General features: G+C 66.4%; 13 protein-coding genes. 4 read left to right on the top strand and 9 right to left on the bottom strand.

Annotated features, from left to right (window positions below):
* Window positions 1–9 precede the first annotated feature (9 nt).
* Together VGQ44_08730 and VGQ44_08725 are read right to left on the bottom strand one after the other, a co-directional pair.
* The gene (locus VGQ44_08730; protein ID HEV8446893.1) at window positions 10–834 is read right to left on the bottom strand and encodes a beta-phosphoglucomutase family hydrolase; all 825 of its coding nucleotides are present in this window, start codon (window positions 832–834) and stop codon (window positions 10–12) included.
* Entirely contained in the window at window positions 831–3,107 is a 2,277-nt protein-coding gene (locus VGQ44_08725) for a glycosyl hydrolase family 65 protein (GenBank protein HEV8446892.1), read from the bottom strand. The genes VGQ44_08730 and VGQ44_08725 overlap by 4 nt, the downstream gene beginning before the upstream one ends.
* A 185-nt stretch (window positions 3,108–3,292) precedes the next feature.
* Here VGQ44_08725 and VGQ44_08720 point away from each other — a divergent pair, with 185 nt between their 5' ends.
* Both VGQ44_08720 and VGQ44_08715 read left to right on the top strand, forming a co-directional pair.
* Complete coding sequence (locus VGQ44_08720; GenBank protein HEV8446891.1) at window positions 3,293–3,862, top strand: ECF-type sigma factor; 570 nt, start codon at window positions 3,293–3,295, stop codon at window positions 3,860–3,862.
* A 7-nt stretch (window positions 3,863–3,869) separates the two neighbouring features.
* A complete protein-coding gene (locus tag VGQ44_08715; GenBank protein HEV8446890.1) occupies window positions 3,870–5,063 on the top strand; it encodes a serine/threonine-protein kinase in 1,194 nt (397 codons plus the stop codon).
* Window positions 5,064–5,090: 27 nt separating this feature from the next.
* Here the strand turns inward: VGQ44_08715 and VGQ44_08710 are convergent, their stop codons facing one another.
* Together VGQ44_08710 and VGQ44_08705 are read right to left on the bottom strand one after the other, a co-directional pair.
* Entirely contained in the window at window positions 5,091–5,792 is a 702-nt protein-coding gene (locus tag VGQ44_08710; protein HEV8446889.1) for a hypothetical protein, read from the bottom strand.
* Between the two features lie 354 nt (window positions 5,793–6,146).
* Window positions 6,147–7,505, bottom strand: a complete 1,359-nt coding sequence (locus VGQ44_08705) for a vanadium-dependent haloperoxidase (protein ID HEV8446888.1) — start codon at window positions 7,503–7,505, stop codon at window positions 6,147–6,149.
* 356 nt (window positions 7,506–7,861) lie between these two features.
* Here VGQ44_08705 and VGQ44_08700 point away from each other — a divergent pair, with 356 nt between their 5' ends.
* Together VGQ44_08700 and VGQ44_08695 are read left to right on the top strand one after the other, a co-directional pair.
* Complete coding sequence (locus tag VGQ44_08700; protein HEV8446887.1) at window positions 7,862–8,587, top strand: hypothetical protein; 726 nt, start codon at window positions 7,862–7,864, stop codon at window positions 8,585–8,587.
* Window positions 8,572–9,240: a hypothetical protein gene (locus VGQ44_08695; protein HEV8446886.1), complete on the top strand. Its 669-nt coding sequence runs from the start codon at window positions 8,572–8,574 to the stop codon at window positions 9,238–9,240. The genes VGQ44_08700 and VGQ44_08695 overlap by 16 nt, the downstream gene beginning before the upstream one ends.
* Here the strand turns inward: VGQ44_08695 and VGQ44_08690 are convergent.
* Genes VGQ44_08690 through purF form a run of 5 tightly spaced genes read right to left on the bottom strand, consistent with a single transcriptional unit; the run spans window position 9,209 to window position 16,205 of the window.
* A complete protein-coding gene (locus VGQ44_08690) occupies window positions 9,209–10,264 on the bottom strand; it encodes a lysylphosphatidylglycerol synthase transmembrane domain-containing protein (protein ID HEV8446885.1) in 1,056 nt (351 codons plus the stop codon). The genes VGQ44_08695 and VGQ44_08690 overlap by 32 nt on opposite strands.
* The gene (locus tag VGQ44_08685) at window positions 10,261–10,950 is read right to left on the bottom strand and encodes a polysaccharide deacetylase family protein (GenBank protein HEV8446884.1); all 690 of its coding nucleotides are present in this window, start codon (window positions 10,948–10,950) and stop codon (window positions 10,261–10,263) included. The genes VGQ44_08690 and VGQ44_08685 overlap by 4 nt, the downstream gene beginning before the upstream one ends.
* The gene (locus tag VGQ44_08680) at window positions 10,947–12,110 is read right to left on the bottom strand and encodes a glycosyltransferase family 4 protein (protein HEV8446883.1); all 1,164 of its coding nucleotides are present in this window, start codon (window positions 12,108–12,110) and stop codon (window positions 10,947–10,949) included. The genes VGQ44_08685 and VGQ44_08680 overlap by 4 nt, the downstream gene beginning before the upstream one ends.
* 10 nt (window positions 12,111–12,120) lie before the next feature.
* On the bottom strand, window positions 12,121–14,826 hold the full coding sequence (gene ppdK, locus VGQ44_08675; protein HEV8446882.1) for a pyruvate, phosphate dikinase: 2,706 nt from the start codon (window positions 14,824–14,826) through the stop codon (window positions 12,121–12,123).
* Entirely contained in the window at window positions 14,826–16,205 is a 1,380-nt protein-coding gene (gene purF, locus VGQ44_08670) for an amidophosphoribosyltransferase (protein ID HEV8446881.1), read from the bottom strand. Before purF ends, ppdK begins: the two co-directional genes overlap by 1 nt.
* Window positions 16,206–16,222 lie beyond the last annotated feature (17 nt).

The following is a 16,222-nucleotide window of genomic DNA, read 5'->3' as shown; positions in this document are numbered from 1 at the left end:
GCTGAACGTTCACGGCACGCGGCCGCCCGTGCGTTCCGGGCTCGGCGTGTCGTGGCCACGTCCGTCGACCAGTCGCACCGTGCCGAGGTCGGCGACGACCAGATTCGCGCCGTGCGCCCGAAGGTCCGCGGCGTGTGCGCCATCGCCGATGCCAACCACCAGCCGAAAATGACCCGCGTGCCCGGCTTCGACGCCGGCGACCGCGTCCTCGAAGATCGCCGCTTGATCGGCCGCGGCGTGGACACGCTTTGCGGCCTCGAGGTAAGTGTCCGGCCGGGGCTTTCCCTGCAGGGGCATTTCAAGAGCGTCCATGCCGTCGACGCGCGCATCGAATAGCGCAGTGAGTCCGGCCTTTGCGACGACGGCCTTGCAGTTCCGTGATGAGGAAACGATGGCCGTGCGGAGTCCACGCGACCGCGCCTCCCGAATGAATCGCACGGTGCCGTCGAAGACCTCGACGCCCTGGTGCTCGAGCGCGTCGTTGAAGTAGCGATCCTTGCGATTCGCGAGCCCGTTGACCGTTTCCTCGTCGGGGCCGTCGTCCGGTGTCCCGATCGGCAGATCGATCCCGCGCGCGCCCAAGAAGCTCTCGGCGCCCTCCGCGCGCGGCTTGCCGTCGACGTACCGCTGATAGTCCGTGACCGAGTCGAACGGCTTGAAGGGCTCTCCGGTCTTCTTGGCGCGTGTCGACAAGTAGTCGTCGAACAGCCGCTTCCACGCCGCCGCGTGCACCTTCGCCGTCTTCGTGACGACGCCGTCCAGATCGAACAGAAACGCTCGAAACGCGCCGAGGTCGATCTTGTTTGCGTTTGAAGCATTCTTGTCGCTGGTCACGCAGCTTCCTCACGCCAGGTCGTCCAGCCGGCGCTCTCTCGTCGCGTGCGAACGCGTTTGCCCTGGCGAACGCGTCCCGCCGGACCGTCCACGACGGAGACCGCAAGCTCGCCGCCTTCGAATACGGCGATCTCCACCTCCAGCGGCTCCGCGGTGATGCGAACCGCGAGTCGGCGTCCGCGCCAACGGAGCGGGAACTCCATCGCGGACCAACCAGGCAGCAGATGAGGGTCGACCGCGATACCGTCGTCGCGGAGACGCACGCCGGCTACGCCGAGAATCGCCGCCTGCCAGAGCCCACCGAGCGCGCCCATGTGCACGCCGGCTTCGGCACGGCCGTTCTCGACCGCGAGATCGATGTTGGCGCCGAGGCGAAACAACTCGAGCGCCTCCGTGACGCGCCCCAGACGGGCGGCCACCAACGCGGAAAGTGACGGGCTGAGCGAGCTGCCGTGCGCCGTGCGCGGCTCGTAGTAGTCGAAGTTCGCCTTGTGAATCGACAAACGAAATTCGTCCCACAGCAGCGCACACAGAGCGACGACGTCGGGTTGCTTGACCGCCTGCACGCGTTGCATCCGGTCGTGGCCGAGCGCCACGTCGATCGCCTCGCCTGATTGCCGATAGGCCGCGACGTCGACCTCGTCGAGCCGGAAGAAGCCCGCGAATTGCTCGAATAGTTTGGACTCGGCTCGGAAACCGGTGACGAGCGCCTCTGCCGTCTTCCACCAGTCGTCGACTTCCTTGTCCTCGAACGAGAGATGATCTCGCAGTCGCGACCAGTCGTCCGGGCGCGTCTGCCGCAGCGTAGCGACGATCTCCGCGGCGCGATGGAGATTCCATCGCGCCATTCCATTCGTGTACGCGTTGTCGTCGACGGGCTCGTGATACTCGTCCGGTCCAATCACATGGCGAATATGGGCGGCGCCGTCGGACTCGAATCGGGCTCGGCTCTCCCAGAACCGCGCGGTCTCGATGAGGATCTCGGCGCCGGCTTCCGCCATGAAGTCGTCGTCGGCGGTCGCGCGCCAGTATTGCCAAATCGCGTACGCCACGTCGGCGCTGATGTGGTGTTCCAACTCGCCCGTGAGAATCTTGATCACCGTTTCGTTGGGGCCGAGCACCGTGCTCGGAGTGGTCTCGTCGCCGGTGTCGGCGGATTCCCAGGCGTAGAGCGCTCCTTTGAAGCCGTATCCCGCGGCCTTCCGGCGCGCGGCGTCCAACGTGTGGTAGCGATACATGAGCAGCGCGCGAGCCGACGCCGGATCGACGAAGACGTAGAACGGCAGCATGTAGATCTCGGTGTCCCAGAAGGCGTGGCCGCGATATGCCAAACCGGTAAGCCCTCGCGCGCCGATCGACACATAGTCGTCGTCCGGATTCGCGGCTGAGAGGAGATGGTACATGGCGAAGCGGAGGGCGCGCTGAGCGGATTCGTCCCCGTCGATGCGAATGTCCGCGGCGTTCCAGCGCGAGCGCCACGTGTCGACGTGCTCTTCTATGTGGGATTCGAGCGTGCCGCGCTGCACAATGGCCGCCGGAAGCGGAGCGCGCGATCGTGACTCAGCGCTTTCGCGGGTAGTGCGGACCGATACCACGCGATCCAGCCGCGCGGATTCTCCCGCCGCGACGGTCCAGGACCACTTGGCCTCGTCGCCGCTCTCCGACAACTCGTGGGCGTGGGGATCCGGATGCGTTTGAAATGCGGTGTCGAATTCGACGCGAGCGGTGGATCGTGGGAGCCGCGCGACGATGTCGATCGCTCGCCCGCGATTCTCGGCGGTCACGCGCACCGACTGAACCAACAGGTGTCGCTCCGCCAGGGATGCGAGGCGCAGAAAGACGACGCGCGTTACACCACCATCGGCGTCCTCTTGCCTCCACTCGCGCCATTGAATTCCGCGCTCCCAGTCGAGCACGCGCCGATGCTCCAACATTCGACCGACGTCGAACTTCATTGGCTCGCCGTCGATGAGGATCTCCAGATGCGACCAGTCGGGCAGCCGCGTGATCGTCGGGATTCCCGGCGCGACATCGTGGGTGAAGACGCCGGCCGCGAAGGTCGCAGGTCTCGACAGGGGTCCATCTTCGGCGAGCGACGCCCGGGAACCGAGGCAGCCGTTGCCGATGGCGAGGATCGACTCGATCTCTTGCTCGCGCGGACCAGGGACCCCCTCTTCGACCAGCATCCAGGCGGGGTCCGACGGGCGTTGGATCAGCTCGCCGAGCGGCTTCACGAGTCGGTCGGGAGATTCGAGATCTAGTCTGGAGGCCACTAGTGCACCGTTCGGCACACCCCATGCCGACTTAGCGGCCTCTTCGCGTCATGGTCCCTCGTCGACGGCCAGCAAACCACTTGGACGCGCTTCCGCAATACCAATTTCGGGATCGAAATCGCGCCCGAGTCTTGGCGCGAAGCGCCATTGCCCAGCCGGCCTACGGTAGGGCATGTTTGGCGGCGATGACGCCCCCCACTAAGACTGACGCGCTGGCCGCCCTTCGAAACCCCCAGCCAGCGTCGCTCGACAGCCTCGTGGCCCTGACGTACGACGAGTTACGCCGGATCGCGCGGCGTCATTTGGCGCGCGGCCGCCGCGTCGGCGTGAGGAGCGGAACGCTCGGCACGACCGCGCTCGTCAACGAGGCGTATCTCAAGCTCGTCGACCAGTCGAATGCCGGTCCCAAAGACCGGGCGCACTTTCTCGCCATAGCGGCCGTCGCGATGCGCCACATTCTCATCGACCGGGCGCGGGCGCGTTCGGCCCGAAAACGCGGCGGGGGAAATGCGGCCGTCACTCTCGACGCGGACGCGATCGCCGGCGCCGACGACCCCCAAACTCTGCTCGACATCAACGACGCGCTGGAGCGAGTGGCGGTCGTCGATGCGCGGCTGGCCCGCGTGGTGGAGCTGCGCTTTTTCGGCGGACTCTCGGAGGACGAGATCGCGGAGGTGCTCGGCGTAACCGTGCGAACGGTACAGCGCGATTGGGCGCGCGCGCGGATGCTTCTTCGCCGCGAGCTCTCCGCCTGACGCAGCCGTGACCGATCGCCCGGGTGGAGGGAACGGTTCCGGTCCGATGTCGCCGGACGAGTGGCGCGTCTTCGGGCCGCTGCTCGACGCGGCGCTCGAGACGCCCCCGGAACGCCGCGCGCGGTTCATCGCGGATGCAAGTCACGGCGACCCGGCGATGGCCGAGCAGCTGCGTCAGCTCGTCGCCGAGTGCGAGGAAGGCGACACGCTGCTCGACGCGGGCGCGATCGATCGCTTCTCGTTTCTCCTCGACGACGACGAAACCGTCTCACGATTTCCGGCGACGCTCGCCGGCCGGTATCGCGTGGAGCGCGAGATCGGGCGGGGCGGCATGGCGATCGTGTTCCTCGCCCACGACACGGCGCACGACCGGCCGGTCGCGGTGAAAGTGCTGCGTCCATCGGCGCGGGCGCGCGTCGGGGCCGCGCGATTCTTGGCCGAAATTCGGACGACCGCCGCGCTGCGTCATCCGCACATCGTGCCGCTCCACGACTCCGGCGAGGCGGAAGAATCCTTGTACTTCATCATGCCGTACTACGAGGGCGGCACGTTGAGCTCGCGGCTCGATCAGCAGCCGCAGCTGCCGGTGGCGGAGGCGTTGCGGATCGCGTCGGACGTCGCGGCCGCGCTCGAGCACGCGCACGGGGCCGGACTGATCCATCGCGACATCAAGCCCTCGAACATTCTTTTCTCGAGCGGGCAGGCCCTGCTCGGCGACTTCGGCGTCGCCCGGCCGGTGGAGCGAACGGCGCCGAGCATCACGTCGACCGGCGTTGTCGTCGGGACACCGGAGTACATGAGTCCGGAACAAGCCGCGGGCGCGGCGACGATCGACGGGCGAAGCGACATCTACAGCTTGGGGTGCGTCCTCTATGAGATGGTCGCCGGCGAGGCGCCAGTCGGCGCCTTGAGCACGGAGACTCTCTCACAACATGGGGCCCGCGCGCTTCGACGGCTGCGTGCGGCTCGGCGTGATCTCCCGGCGTGCGTCGAGCGCTGCGTGTCCCGCGCGATGGCACCCGACCCGGTGAATCGTTACAACGCGGCGGAAATGTCTCTCGCGCTCGCGGATTGCGAGCGTGCGATCGCCGCGCCGGAGTCGGCGGCGAGGCGCGGATTCAACTTCGTGTGGAGGTCGGTGACCGGTATCATGCTCGCCGCCACGGCACGGGGCGAAGGCCGCAGCGGCGAGCGAGGGTAGAGGAGAGCGGAATCAGCGCCGATCGTTTCAGTGCGCGACGAAGGGAATCGTCGCGATTCCCAGGACATCGTTTGACGCCTGATCGATGATGGCGACGTGAAGCGTCAACACCTGCTCGCCCCGTCCAATCTTCTTGAAGTACACGAATCCGCCGGCCGCACCACCTGACTCGATGGCGCCTTCGGGCAGCGCCCGCTGCAGCATCTCCGGCGTTGGAAGCGCGATGTCCGTGTACACGGTGACGTATGGCTGATAGTACTGCGGGTCGTACGCGAATCCACCGGTTCCATTGATGTAGTTGTACCGCATGTAGGTCGGCGAAAAGCGGCCCACGTACGGCGCGTACGTGTACCCGCCGAAATAGTACGGCTGCTGAACGGTCACGGGGACGCTCACCTTGCCCTCGACGTTGTAGGGTGGGATGACGTCCAATCGGTGCCCGGCGGCATCGGTCAGCACGATGTGGTCGTACCGGACCACGATCGCGCGGTCGCTGTTGTTGTTGAACTCGAGCAGGACGGGCGTCGCTTTCGTCTCGAGATCGGGTGGGTCGAAGTGCCAAGCCTGGGTTCGCGCGGTCACGCTGACGTTCGCCACCGACGCGACGGCGCCTTCACCGGGTCCCGGCGACGCCGGGGTGGATCCCGCGGCCGGTGAAAGCTCGGCATATGATCGGGCGCACGCCGAAGCGGCGACGACACCCGCGACAAGAATCAATCTGGACTTCACAACTGCCTCCTTCGTGCACAATCAACGTTTCCGTGTTACGTCGTTGGCATTCGACTTCCTCGATCGGGTTGGGGAGGGAGGGGAGGGAGGTGACTCTGGAGCGGGTGATGGGGGCGAGGCTGGGGGTTTGCCTGGCGGCTGGGGACCGGCCGTGGCGTCTTCGTATTCGCCCCGGCTCGGAGCGCGTACGTGCACGCGCCGCCCTTTCGTGACGCCCGCGGACCCTTGGTCGACGTCGGGCCTTTTGCCACCGTCTCGCATTCGCCCATCCTTGCGCGGGGCGACATCACGACTCGCCCGCGCGCACCTCTGCCATCGACAAAGGGCAGACTTCGGGCCGCGGCGCGAAAGGTTCTACGAGACCGGCTTCAGCTTCATTCGCGTCTGCACCTTCGAGGCGATGCAATCGCCAAGCTTGCGTCCCTCGACATTGCCCGAAGGAAAATGGATGCCGCCGTAAATGCGCGACATGCCCGCCTCGATCGCCGCCTCGCGGAACGATCCGAACTTCCGCACGGCGTGCCCGAGCGGAATGCTGGTGCTGTCCTCGAACGGCTGCGGGCCGAGCACATCCGTCATCGCGCCGGCCGCGGCGGCTGAGATCGTCGAATGGCCGGATAGGTATTCGGGGAAGGGCGGAGTCGGAATCGCCGGTTCCCATGTCGAGTCCATCGTCTCGCGGATGAACGTGCGCGGGCGGATCAGGTTGAGTCTGAACTTGTAGCCCCACGCGGAAATGAACGCGTCGTTCAGCGCGACGCTCGTCGCCACCATGACCCACGCCGCCTGTTCGGCGCTCAGGTGCCGCTCGGTCACCATCTGGCTCGCGATCGACAGCCAGTGTCCGGCCGGCGTTCCGGTCTCGCCGCCGTTGTCGGCCCAATACAGTGCGGTTTCACGCTGCGACGGCGTCAACGCCTTGGACGTCTCGTAGACACTTCGCGCTTCGTCGTACAGCGGCGTTCCCGGCTTCAACGAAAACGCCGGCGGCATTGGCGCGGGGCAGTCGTTCCATGAATGCAACGCGAATGGTCGATTGTAGCCCCAGTAGGGCTCGGTCACCCCTGCCATGTTCGCCGCCGGGAGCGTCTTTCGCCCCGGACGCTTCGGTCGGTCGAGAATGAGAGAGCGATCGTCGACTGTGCCCGCCTTGAGCGCGTTCGCCGGGTTGCTCGGCGTCACGGCTTGGCTCGCGCCGGAAAGGCTCTGCGTCGCGAAGACAGTCGCGGGATCGTCGTTCACCCAGAGCCCGGGTCCAACCGGCGCCACGTACGTTTTTCCCCGCGTGCTGTCGAATCCATCGCCATGCGACCAGGACACGATCGCAAGGCCGATGCGCTGGCCAAGATCCGTCGACTGCTTCGCGACGTCGCTGCCGACGCCGAGCGCCTTCCGAGCCCGCGCCAGCGAATCGGCGAGCCGGCTCAACGTGGCACGAGTCGTCGGCAATCCCTCGGTGAACAGCGAATCCAGAACGGTGTGCTCGGCCGCGACGGCGATCAGCGTGGGGTCGTAGGTCATGCCCGCGGTGGCTCGCGGCAGGGAATCGAGTCCGTTGAGCGTTCCGACGAGTGGCGTCGCGGCCGGTTTTGTCGCGACGAGCCCCGAGTACAGTCCCGCAGACGCGTACGCGAACACGCGCGACGCGACGGGCGGAGAGAGACGCTCGGCGCGGACGACGCCATATAGCGCGCGCTCCCACTCCGAAATCATTCGAGGGTCCGCATCGGGCGACGGACGGCACGCGAGGGGAGCGGTCAGGAGGGCCGCCACCGCGAAGATTCTGGCTTTTCGGTCAGTCATGTGGAACGACGGGGCGTGGCATCAAACGGGGGACGCGCGACCTGGGTTGCCGAACGCGGTCGCGGGGGTCCCGCTCTCAGTGGTATAATTGCGAGGCCACCCTCGGTAGACCTCCGATAGCAATGTACGCGTCGCGCACACCGCTCGCATCCGAACGCGCAACGGCCGTTGTATCACGGACTTTGCGGGGCCCCCTCGAGGCGCTGCCGTGGACGCTGCGGGTCGGCGCTTGTCTGTGCTTCGTGGGTCACGGGGCGTTCGGGATCATGGCGAAGCAGGCATGGCTTCCGTACTTCGCCGTCGCTCACATCGGCCCCACAACCGCGTATTCGCTGATGCCCGTCATCGGCGCGATCGACATCACGATGGGCTGTTTCGTACTGCTCTCGCCGCGGCCCGCCGTCGTCTACTGGATGACCCTGTGGGCGGTGTGGACGGCGCTGTTGCGGCCTCTCGCCGGCGAACCCGGATGGGAGGCGTTCGAGCGCGCCGGCAACTATGGCGTGCCACTCGCGATGATTCTTCTCGCGGCCCCGTGGCGAGGCGTCGGCGGTGTCTTCGCGCCGATCACACTACGTCCGCTGACCGACCGGCTCCTGCGACAGCTCGAGATCGTGCTCGTCGCCGTCGTCGTCCTCTTGCTCGTCGGCCACGGCGCGCTCGGCCTCGAGGGAAAGCCGGGTCTCGTCGCGAACTACGCGTCGATCTTTCCGGACGACGTCGCGGCGCAAATGACGCCGATTGTCGGCGGCAGTGAGATCGCGCTCGCGCTAGTGCTGGCGCGTTGGCCCTCGGTACCGCTCGCGCTCTTCGTCGCCTCGTGGAAGCTCGCGATCGAATCGCTCTTCCTCGCGGCCGGCGCGCCTTTTTGGGAAATCGTCGAGCGGGGCGGCAGCTACGCGGCGCCCGTGGCGTTGGCGATCGTGCTTCTGATCGCCGCACGCCGTCGGCGAAGAACCGGGCGTCGGACCCTGACGTGCGCTCGCGGCTAGCGAAGCTCGTCGCGAGGCTGCGCTCGAAGTACGGTCCTCCGACGCCGGCGCCGGCGAAGACCGCGTTCGAGTTGATCGCGTGGGAGAAGGTCGCCTACCTCGCGACGGACGAGAAGCGCGCCAACGCGTTCGCGCTCCTGCGAAACAAGATCGGGCTCACGCCGAAGAAGATTCTCGCGGCGCGACGCGCCGAATTGATCGACGTGCTGGCGACAGGCGGCATCGGTGCACCGGAGCGCGCGGAGAATCTCGTGAAGGCCGCGGAGCTGGTCGTAGGCGACTTCGACGGCTCGCTCGACCAAGTCTGCCGCCGCGCGCTGCCGGACGCGAAGAAGCAGTTAATGCGGATCTACGGAATCGGCGAGCCCGGGGCGGAGAAGATTCTGCTGTTCACGCGTTCTCACCCCGTCATGGGACTCGACTCGAACGCGCTGCGCGTGCTCAACCGGCTGGGATACGGCACCGTCGCGAAATCCTACACGACGACGTATCGCGCGGCGACCGCCGCGGCGGTTCCAGAATTGGGCTCCGACTTCGACGCGCTGATCGAAGCGAACCAGCTACTCCGAACGCACGGCCAAACCGCCTGCAAGACGACCGCGCCGCGCTGCGCCGCGTGCGTCATCCGCGGGGACTGCCCGAGCGCGCGGTGACCGGGGCCGGCTCCGACAACTCCTCGGCGCGTGAGTGCAGCTCGAGACCGGAATCCGCCGCGCGCGTCTTGCGCTTCTTGAAGATGAACTCGGGAGCGAGCGCGACGCCGAGCAATGTGACCGGAATGATCTGTTGGGTCTGGATGAGGAACGCGACGGCAATCGCCTCGTTGCTGTCCATACCGAATGCCGTGGCCGTGAGCGCGTAGAGCGCCTGAAACACGCCCACGTTTCCAGGAGTCGCGCGGATCGCGAAGCCGGTATTGACGGCGAGCAGCGCCGACACCGTTCCGACGAGCGACAAATTGAAGTCGGCCGCGCGCGCGGTAAGGGCGTACGTCCAGACCTGCATCGCCCAGATGGCCACCGAGAGCGCCATCGCGACGAGAAAGCGCGGACCGGTCGAGATACCGCCGATCGTCGAGCCGAAGTGCCTGAAGAATTCGGCGACGCGGCCGCGCCATCCGTCCGCTTTCGTTTCGGAGAACTTGATCTCGTCGAGGTGCGGACGCCGGATCAGGTAGATCATGAGGCCGACGACCAGGGCGAGGGCGATCCAAGCGACCGGCCGAGCCTTGGACAAGCGGTCCGGCAGCTCGAGGAACGAAACCGCCAACACGAACATGACGATGTAGCCGATCAGCTCGAACATTCGTTCGAGCGCCAGCGACGCGAGAATCTTGGCGCTCTGCACGTGCGCCGCGCGCGCGACGAACACGACGCGCGCCGCTTCGCCGCCGTTGGCGACGAGGATGTTGTTGAGCCCCGCGCCGGCGAACGTCGCCCTAATGGCGAGCCAAAGCGACGGAACACCGGCGGGGCGCAGGAAAATCCACCATCGCACACCCTTGAGCGCGAGCGACAGCAGATTCACCGCCGCGGCCGCGAGCAGGATGGTGAGATTCGCCCGGGTGATGTGCTCCCACGTCGTGGTCCAATTCACCTTGCGCGCGAACAGAACCAGACCCGCGATGATCGCGACGGAAAGCAGTGCGCGAAGCGATCGCGAGACGGCCTTGTTCATGCGGCGTCGAGGAGGCTGAATCGGTAACCCCGATCGAGGAGGCGATCCACCAAGAGGGGCACGGCGTGTGCCGTCTGCAGGCGGTCTCCGTCGGGATCGTACCCGTCACCATCGTGCAACAGCAGGATCGCGCCGGGCGACGCGCCCTCGACCGTGCGGCGTGCGATCTCGTCGGCGCCGGGACGATCCGAATCCCACACGCCCAACGACCAGCCGACCGTGCGCTGGCCGAGCGTGCGGGCGATATAGGTCACCCAAGGGCTGCGAAAGCCGTGCGGCGCGCGAAAGAAGCGCGGCCTTGGAGCGCCGGCTTTCATCATTGCGTCCGTGCCAAGCTCGAGGTCACGCCGTACGTACGCGGGCGACCTGAGGTGAAGTTTCCGATGGTAATAGCCGTGGTTGCCTAACGCGTGTCCTTCGGCGGCAGCGCGGGCGACCAGCTCGGGCCAGCGTTCGGCGTGCCGGCCGAGGATGAAGAAGGTCGCCTTGACCCCGCGCTCGGCGAGCGCGTCGAGCACGAGCGGCGTGGCGGCGGGGTTTGGCCCGTCGTCGAACGTGAGGGCGACGACACGGTCACGCGTCGCGAGATGGCGGATGGTGGGACCGAAGACGAAGCTGTTGCGATGGAAGGCGCCGTGCGCAGCCCCGCCGATCACGACGGCAGCCGCGCCCAGGCCGAGCATCATACCGCGACGGCGACCCTTCCGAGAACCGTTTGATACACGTCGAGTACCCGAGCCGTGACACGGGCCCACGAGTATTCGAGTGAATTCTCCCGACCGGTGGTGCCGAGTTGGATGGCAAGGCCCTCGTCATCGAGCACTCGAACCAACGCGTCCGCGAGCGCATCGCGGTCGCCGCACGGAACCATCAGCGCCTCCCGGCCGTCGACCACGACGTCCCGGAAGCCGAGAATGTCGGAGCAGACCACCGGCGTCTGGCAGGCCATCGATTCCAGCAGCGTGATGCCGAAGGATGCCTTCGTCGTCGGGCACGCGTACACGGAGCTGTGCGCGTAATAGCTCGGTCGGCCCTCGAGCACGGCGCCGACGAAGCGAATGTCGCGGTCACCATTGGCCTGCTTGTAGTAGTGCTCGCGAAGCGGTCCGTCGCCGACGACGACGAGCCGCGCCTGGCGCCCTCGGTTGCCCTTCGCCTTCACACGACGGAACGACTCGATCAGCGTCGTCAGTCCGTTGCGCGGGTCGAAGCGGCCCAGGAAAAGAATCGTCGGAACGTTGTTCGTGATTCCCGGAGGTGGAGGAGCACTCGGATGGAAAACGTCCGTATCGATGCCGTTCGGGATGATCCGCCAGTCCGCCTCGAAATAGCGGTCGAGCGCGACGGTCGTGCTGTGGGAGACGGCGATGGCGGCGCTGAGCATGTCGAGCCGCTTCTGGAAGAAGCGCCGGCCAACCGTGTAGCCGAACGACCGGTCGAAATACGTGTGGAACGTGCCGACGACCGGACAATCCGCCTCCTCGATCGCGAGGATCGGGAGGACGGGCGTGAGCGGCGAGTGCACGTGCACGATGTCGTACTGTCCCTGTCGAAGCACGCGGCGCATGTCGCGGCGGAGATTCCAGCCGAGTGTGATCCGCGCCTGTGAACCGTTGGCGTAGACCGGCTGGCTCCGGCCAAGCCGAATGACGTGCGGCTGCGGCTGGGCGTCGGGGATGTTCGAGGTGATGACGTCGACGTGGTGTCCACGCCGGCGGGCTTCGCGGGCGAAGAAGTGAACGTGCTCGCAAACGCCGCCGAGGTGCGGATAGTAGTACTCCGTGACCAGGGCAATGCGAAGCGGCCGCTCGTCGTGGGTGGACTCGAGGAGCGGTAGATTCGGCAACGCCGGATGATTACGACGAAAGCGCCTGGAACGAAGAGCCGGATTCAAGAGCGGCATGAGCAGCGGCAAGTCGTGCGATTGGGACTCGGAAGGGGGAACACGAGACGTAGTCGAGTCCGATCGAGTGGCAAAAAGCCACGGAGCGCGGTTCGCCTCCGTGCTCGCCGCAGATCCCAACTTTGAGCTGCGGACGCACCGTTCGACCGGCCTGTACGGCAAATCCAATCAGTTTGCCAACCCCGTTCCGGTCAAGGACCTGGAACGGGTCGTCGGGAAGTATACCACGATCTACGTAATTGGGTAGGAACCGCCCGGCATCGTCTCGGCTCAAACCGAATGTGGTTTGAGTTAAATCATTGGTACCAAACGAAAAGAAGTCAGCCTTCGCCGCGATCTCATCCGCGGTGAGGGCGGCACGGGGCAACTCTATCATCGTCCCGATGGTGTAGGGAATCTCTTCACCCATCGCACCAAGAATTCTTTGCGCGGCGTTTTCGAGGATCGCACGCTGATTCTCGAATTCAGCAACCGTCGCGACGAGCGGCACCATGATCTCGGGACGCACGTCGAAGCCGCGCCGCTTGGCGCGCACCGCGGCCTCGAAGATCGCGCGGCCCTGCATGTCGGTGATCTCTGGGAACGTGATTCCCAGCCTGCATCCGCGATGCCCCAGCATCGGATTCGTCTCGCGCAGCGACTCGACGATCCGTTGCAACTCCTCTCGCGGAATACCCAACGTGCGCGCGAGCAGTTTGCTCTCTTCGCCGCCGTGCGGCAGGAACTCGTGCAACGGCGGATCGAGCAGACGGATCGTCACCGGCAGCCCGCTCATCGCCTCGAAGATTCCCTCGAAGTCCGAGCGCTGCATCGGGAGCAACTTGGCGAGCGCGCGACGTCGTCCGGCTTCGTCGCGCGCCACGATCATCTCGCGCATCGCGCCGATGCGGTCGCCCTCGAAGAACATGTGCTCCGTGCGACAGAGCCCGATTCCTTCCGCGCCGAACCCGCGCGCGATGCGCGCGTCCTGCGGCGTGTCGGCGTTGGCGCGGACGCGCAGCCGACGGACGTCGTCGGCCCAGCCGAGCAATCGCGCGAACGACTGATAGGTCGGCGCGGACCGGCGGTCGCGCGTGCCGCGAATGACCTGCACGACCTCGCTCGGCGTCGTCGGCAGGTCGCCGGCGTAGATGCGGCCCGATGCGCCGTCCACGGTGACCCAGTCGCCTTCGGCAATCGTTTGATCACCGGCGGTGAACCGCCGGTGAATCACGTCGACGTCGATGTCGCGACAGCCGACGACGGCGCATTTTCCCATGCCGCGCGCGACGACTGCCGCGTGGCTCGTCATGCCGCCGCGCGCCGTGATGACGGCGCGCGCGGCGACGATGCCGTGAAAATCTTCGGGCGTCGTTTCTTCGCGCACGAGAATCACGCGTTTGCCGGCGGCCGCCTGTTGTTCGGCGACGTCCGGATCGAAAACGGCGATGCCGCTCTCGGCGCCGGGGCTCGCGGGGAGCCCTGTGCAAAGAGGCTGCGCGCGCACGTCGGACGCGATCACGGGGTGCAGCAACTGGTCGAGCTGGTCGGGAATCACGCGTCGCACCGCGGTCGACGGGTCGATCGAGCCTTCGTCCACCATGTCGATCGCGATGCGAACCGCGGCGGTCGCTGTGCGCTTTCCGGTTCGCGTCTGCAGCAGATACAGGCGTTTGCGCTCGACGGTGAATTCGAGATCCTGCATGTCGCGGAAGTGTCCCTCGAGGCGCTGCTGCGTCTCGAGCAGATCCTCGTAGGCTTCCGGCAAGCGTTTTTGCATCTGGTCGATCGCGAGCGGAGTGCGAATGCCCGCGACGACGTCCTCGCCCTGCGCGTTCACCAAGAATTCACCGTAGAACTTCTTTTCCCCAGTCGATGGATTTCGCGTGAACGCCACTCCGGTCCCCGAATCGTCGCCCAGGTTCCCGAAGACCATCGCAACCACGCTCACCGCAGTGCCGAGATCGTCGGCGATGCGGTGCACCTTTCTATAGTCCGCAGCCTTCTTAAGGGTCCACGATTTCCACACTGCCTCAATGGCACCCCACAGCTGCTCAGCCGGGTCGCCAGGGAACTCTTGGCCCGTGCGGTTTTTGACGAGCGCGCGGTAATCGGCGACGAGCGCTTTGAGCGCCTCGGCCGTGAGATCCGAATCGTTTTCGACTCCGGCCGTCATTCGCTTGGTCGTGAGCAAGTGCTCGAACTGCGTCGACGGGACGCCGAGCACGACGTCGCCGTACATCTGAATGAACCGGCGATAGGAGTCGTACGCGAAGCGCTCGTTTCCACTCGCGCCCGCGAGCCCGCCGACCGTGTCGTCGTTGAGGCCGAGGTTGAGGATCGTCTCCATCATTCCCGGCATCGAGACCGGAGCACCTGACCGCACCGAGACGAGCAACGGATTTCGCGTATCGCCGAATGCCTTCCCGGTCGCGCGCTCCAATCGTTCCAACGCGTTGCCGACTTCCTCGCGCAGTCCCTCAGGCGGGCGCTGCGTGCGCAGATATTCGACGCACGCCGCGCAGGCGATCGTGAATCCCGGTGGCACCGGAACGCCGAGGTTCGTCATCTCGGCGAGGCCGGCGCCTTTTCCGCCGAGGACACTCTTCATGTCCTTCGTGCCCTCGGCGTGCCCGTCGCCGAAGAAGTAGACGGATTGTGCCGCCGCCGCGGTCGCCACTAGCAGCCGCAGCCGAACCGCAGCTTGTCGGGATCCGCCGGCGGAGCCGTGGGATAGTCGCCCGAGAAGCACGCGTGGCAGAAACCATCTGGACCGGAGGGCACTGATTCCAACATGCCATCGAGCGAGAGATAACCGAGGCTGTCGACGCCAAGATGGCCCGCGATCTCATCGACCGTGTGGTTCGCCGCGATCAGTTCGTCGCGCGACGGCGTGTCGATGCCGTAGTAGCAAGGCCCGGTGACGGGCGCCGAGCTCACGCGCATGTGCACCTCGCGCGCGCCGGCCGCGCGGACGAGGGCGACGAGGCCGCGTGTCGTCGTGCCACGGACGATCGAATCGTCGACCATGACCACGCGCTTGCCTTCGATGATCTCGCGCACCGCGTTGTACTTGACCTTCACCTTCGCGTCGCGCCCCGCCTGCGTCGGCTGGATGAACGTGCGTCCGACGTAGTGATTTCTGATGAGCGCGAGCTCGTACGGAATTCCGCTTTCTTCCGAGAAGCCAAGCGCCGCGGAGTTGGACGAATCGGGCACGCTAAAAACCAGATCCGCCGTGGGCGCGGGATGCTCTTTGGCGAGGCGCTTGCCCAACGCGCGGCGCGCGCGATCGACCGATCCGCCGTAGACGCGGCTGTCGGGGCGCGCGAAGTAGACGTACTCGAAGACGCAGCGCCGCGATTCGGCCTTGGGCAGCGGCCGTGACGACTGCACGCCGTTGCCGTTGACCGACACGATCTCACCCGGTTCGACGTCGCGCTCGTACGTCGCGCCGACGATGTCGAGCGCGCAGGTCTCCGACGCGAAGACGATCGCGTCGCCCAAACGGCCCATGGCGAGCGGGCGCCAGCCGCGCGGGTCGCGCGCCGCGAGCAGCGTGTCGCCCATGGCGACGATCAGGCTGTACGCGCCGTCGACTTGCTTGAGCGCGTCGGCGAGACGAAGCGCCGGCGTCGGAGCGGTCGAGCGCGCGAGCTCGTGGACGATGACCTCGGAGTCATTTGTCGACGCGAAGATCGAACCCTTGTCCTCGAGCTCGTGCCGCAGCTCGGCGGCGTTGATCAGATTGCCGTTGTGGGCAAGCGTGATGAAGCCGCCCTTGGACCGCGCGACGACCGGTTGCGCGTTGTCGATGGTCGACGAGCCGGCGGTACTGTAGCGAGTGTGTCCGACGGCGGACGTCCCGGGAATCTTCGCCAACTCTTGCGAGAGCGCGTCCGAGAGCGTGCCCATGCGCCGCACGGCGCGCGCCTGGCCGGCGTCGTCGATCGACACGACGCCGACCGACTCCTGACCGCGATGTTGGAGGGAGTACAGGCCGAGCTGCGCGAGGTGCGCCGCGTCGGGATGGCCGTGGACTCCGAAAATGCCGCACATGTATTCAGGTCCGGGCT

The sequence above is a fragment of the Gemmatimonadaceae bacterium genome, assembly GCA_036003045.1.
In the GTDB taxonomy this organism is placed as follows: Bacteria; Gemmatimonadota; Gemmatimonadetes; order Gemmatimonadales; family Gemmatimonadaceae; genus JAQBQB01.
The sequence above is the reverse complement of the archived record's forward strand: the minus strand, read 5'-3'. Positions and strand labels throughout refer to the sequence as shown.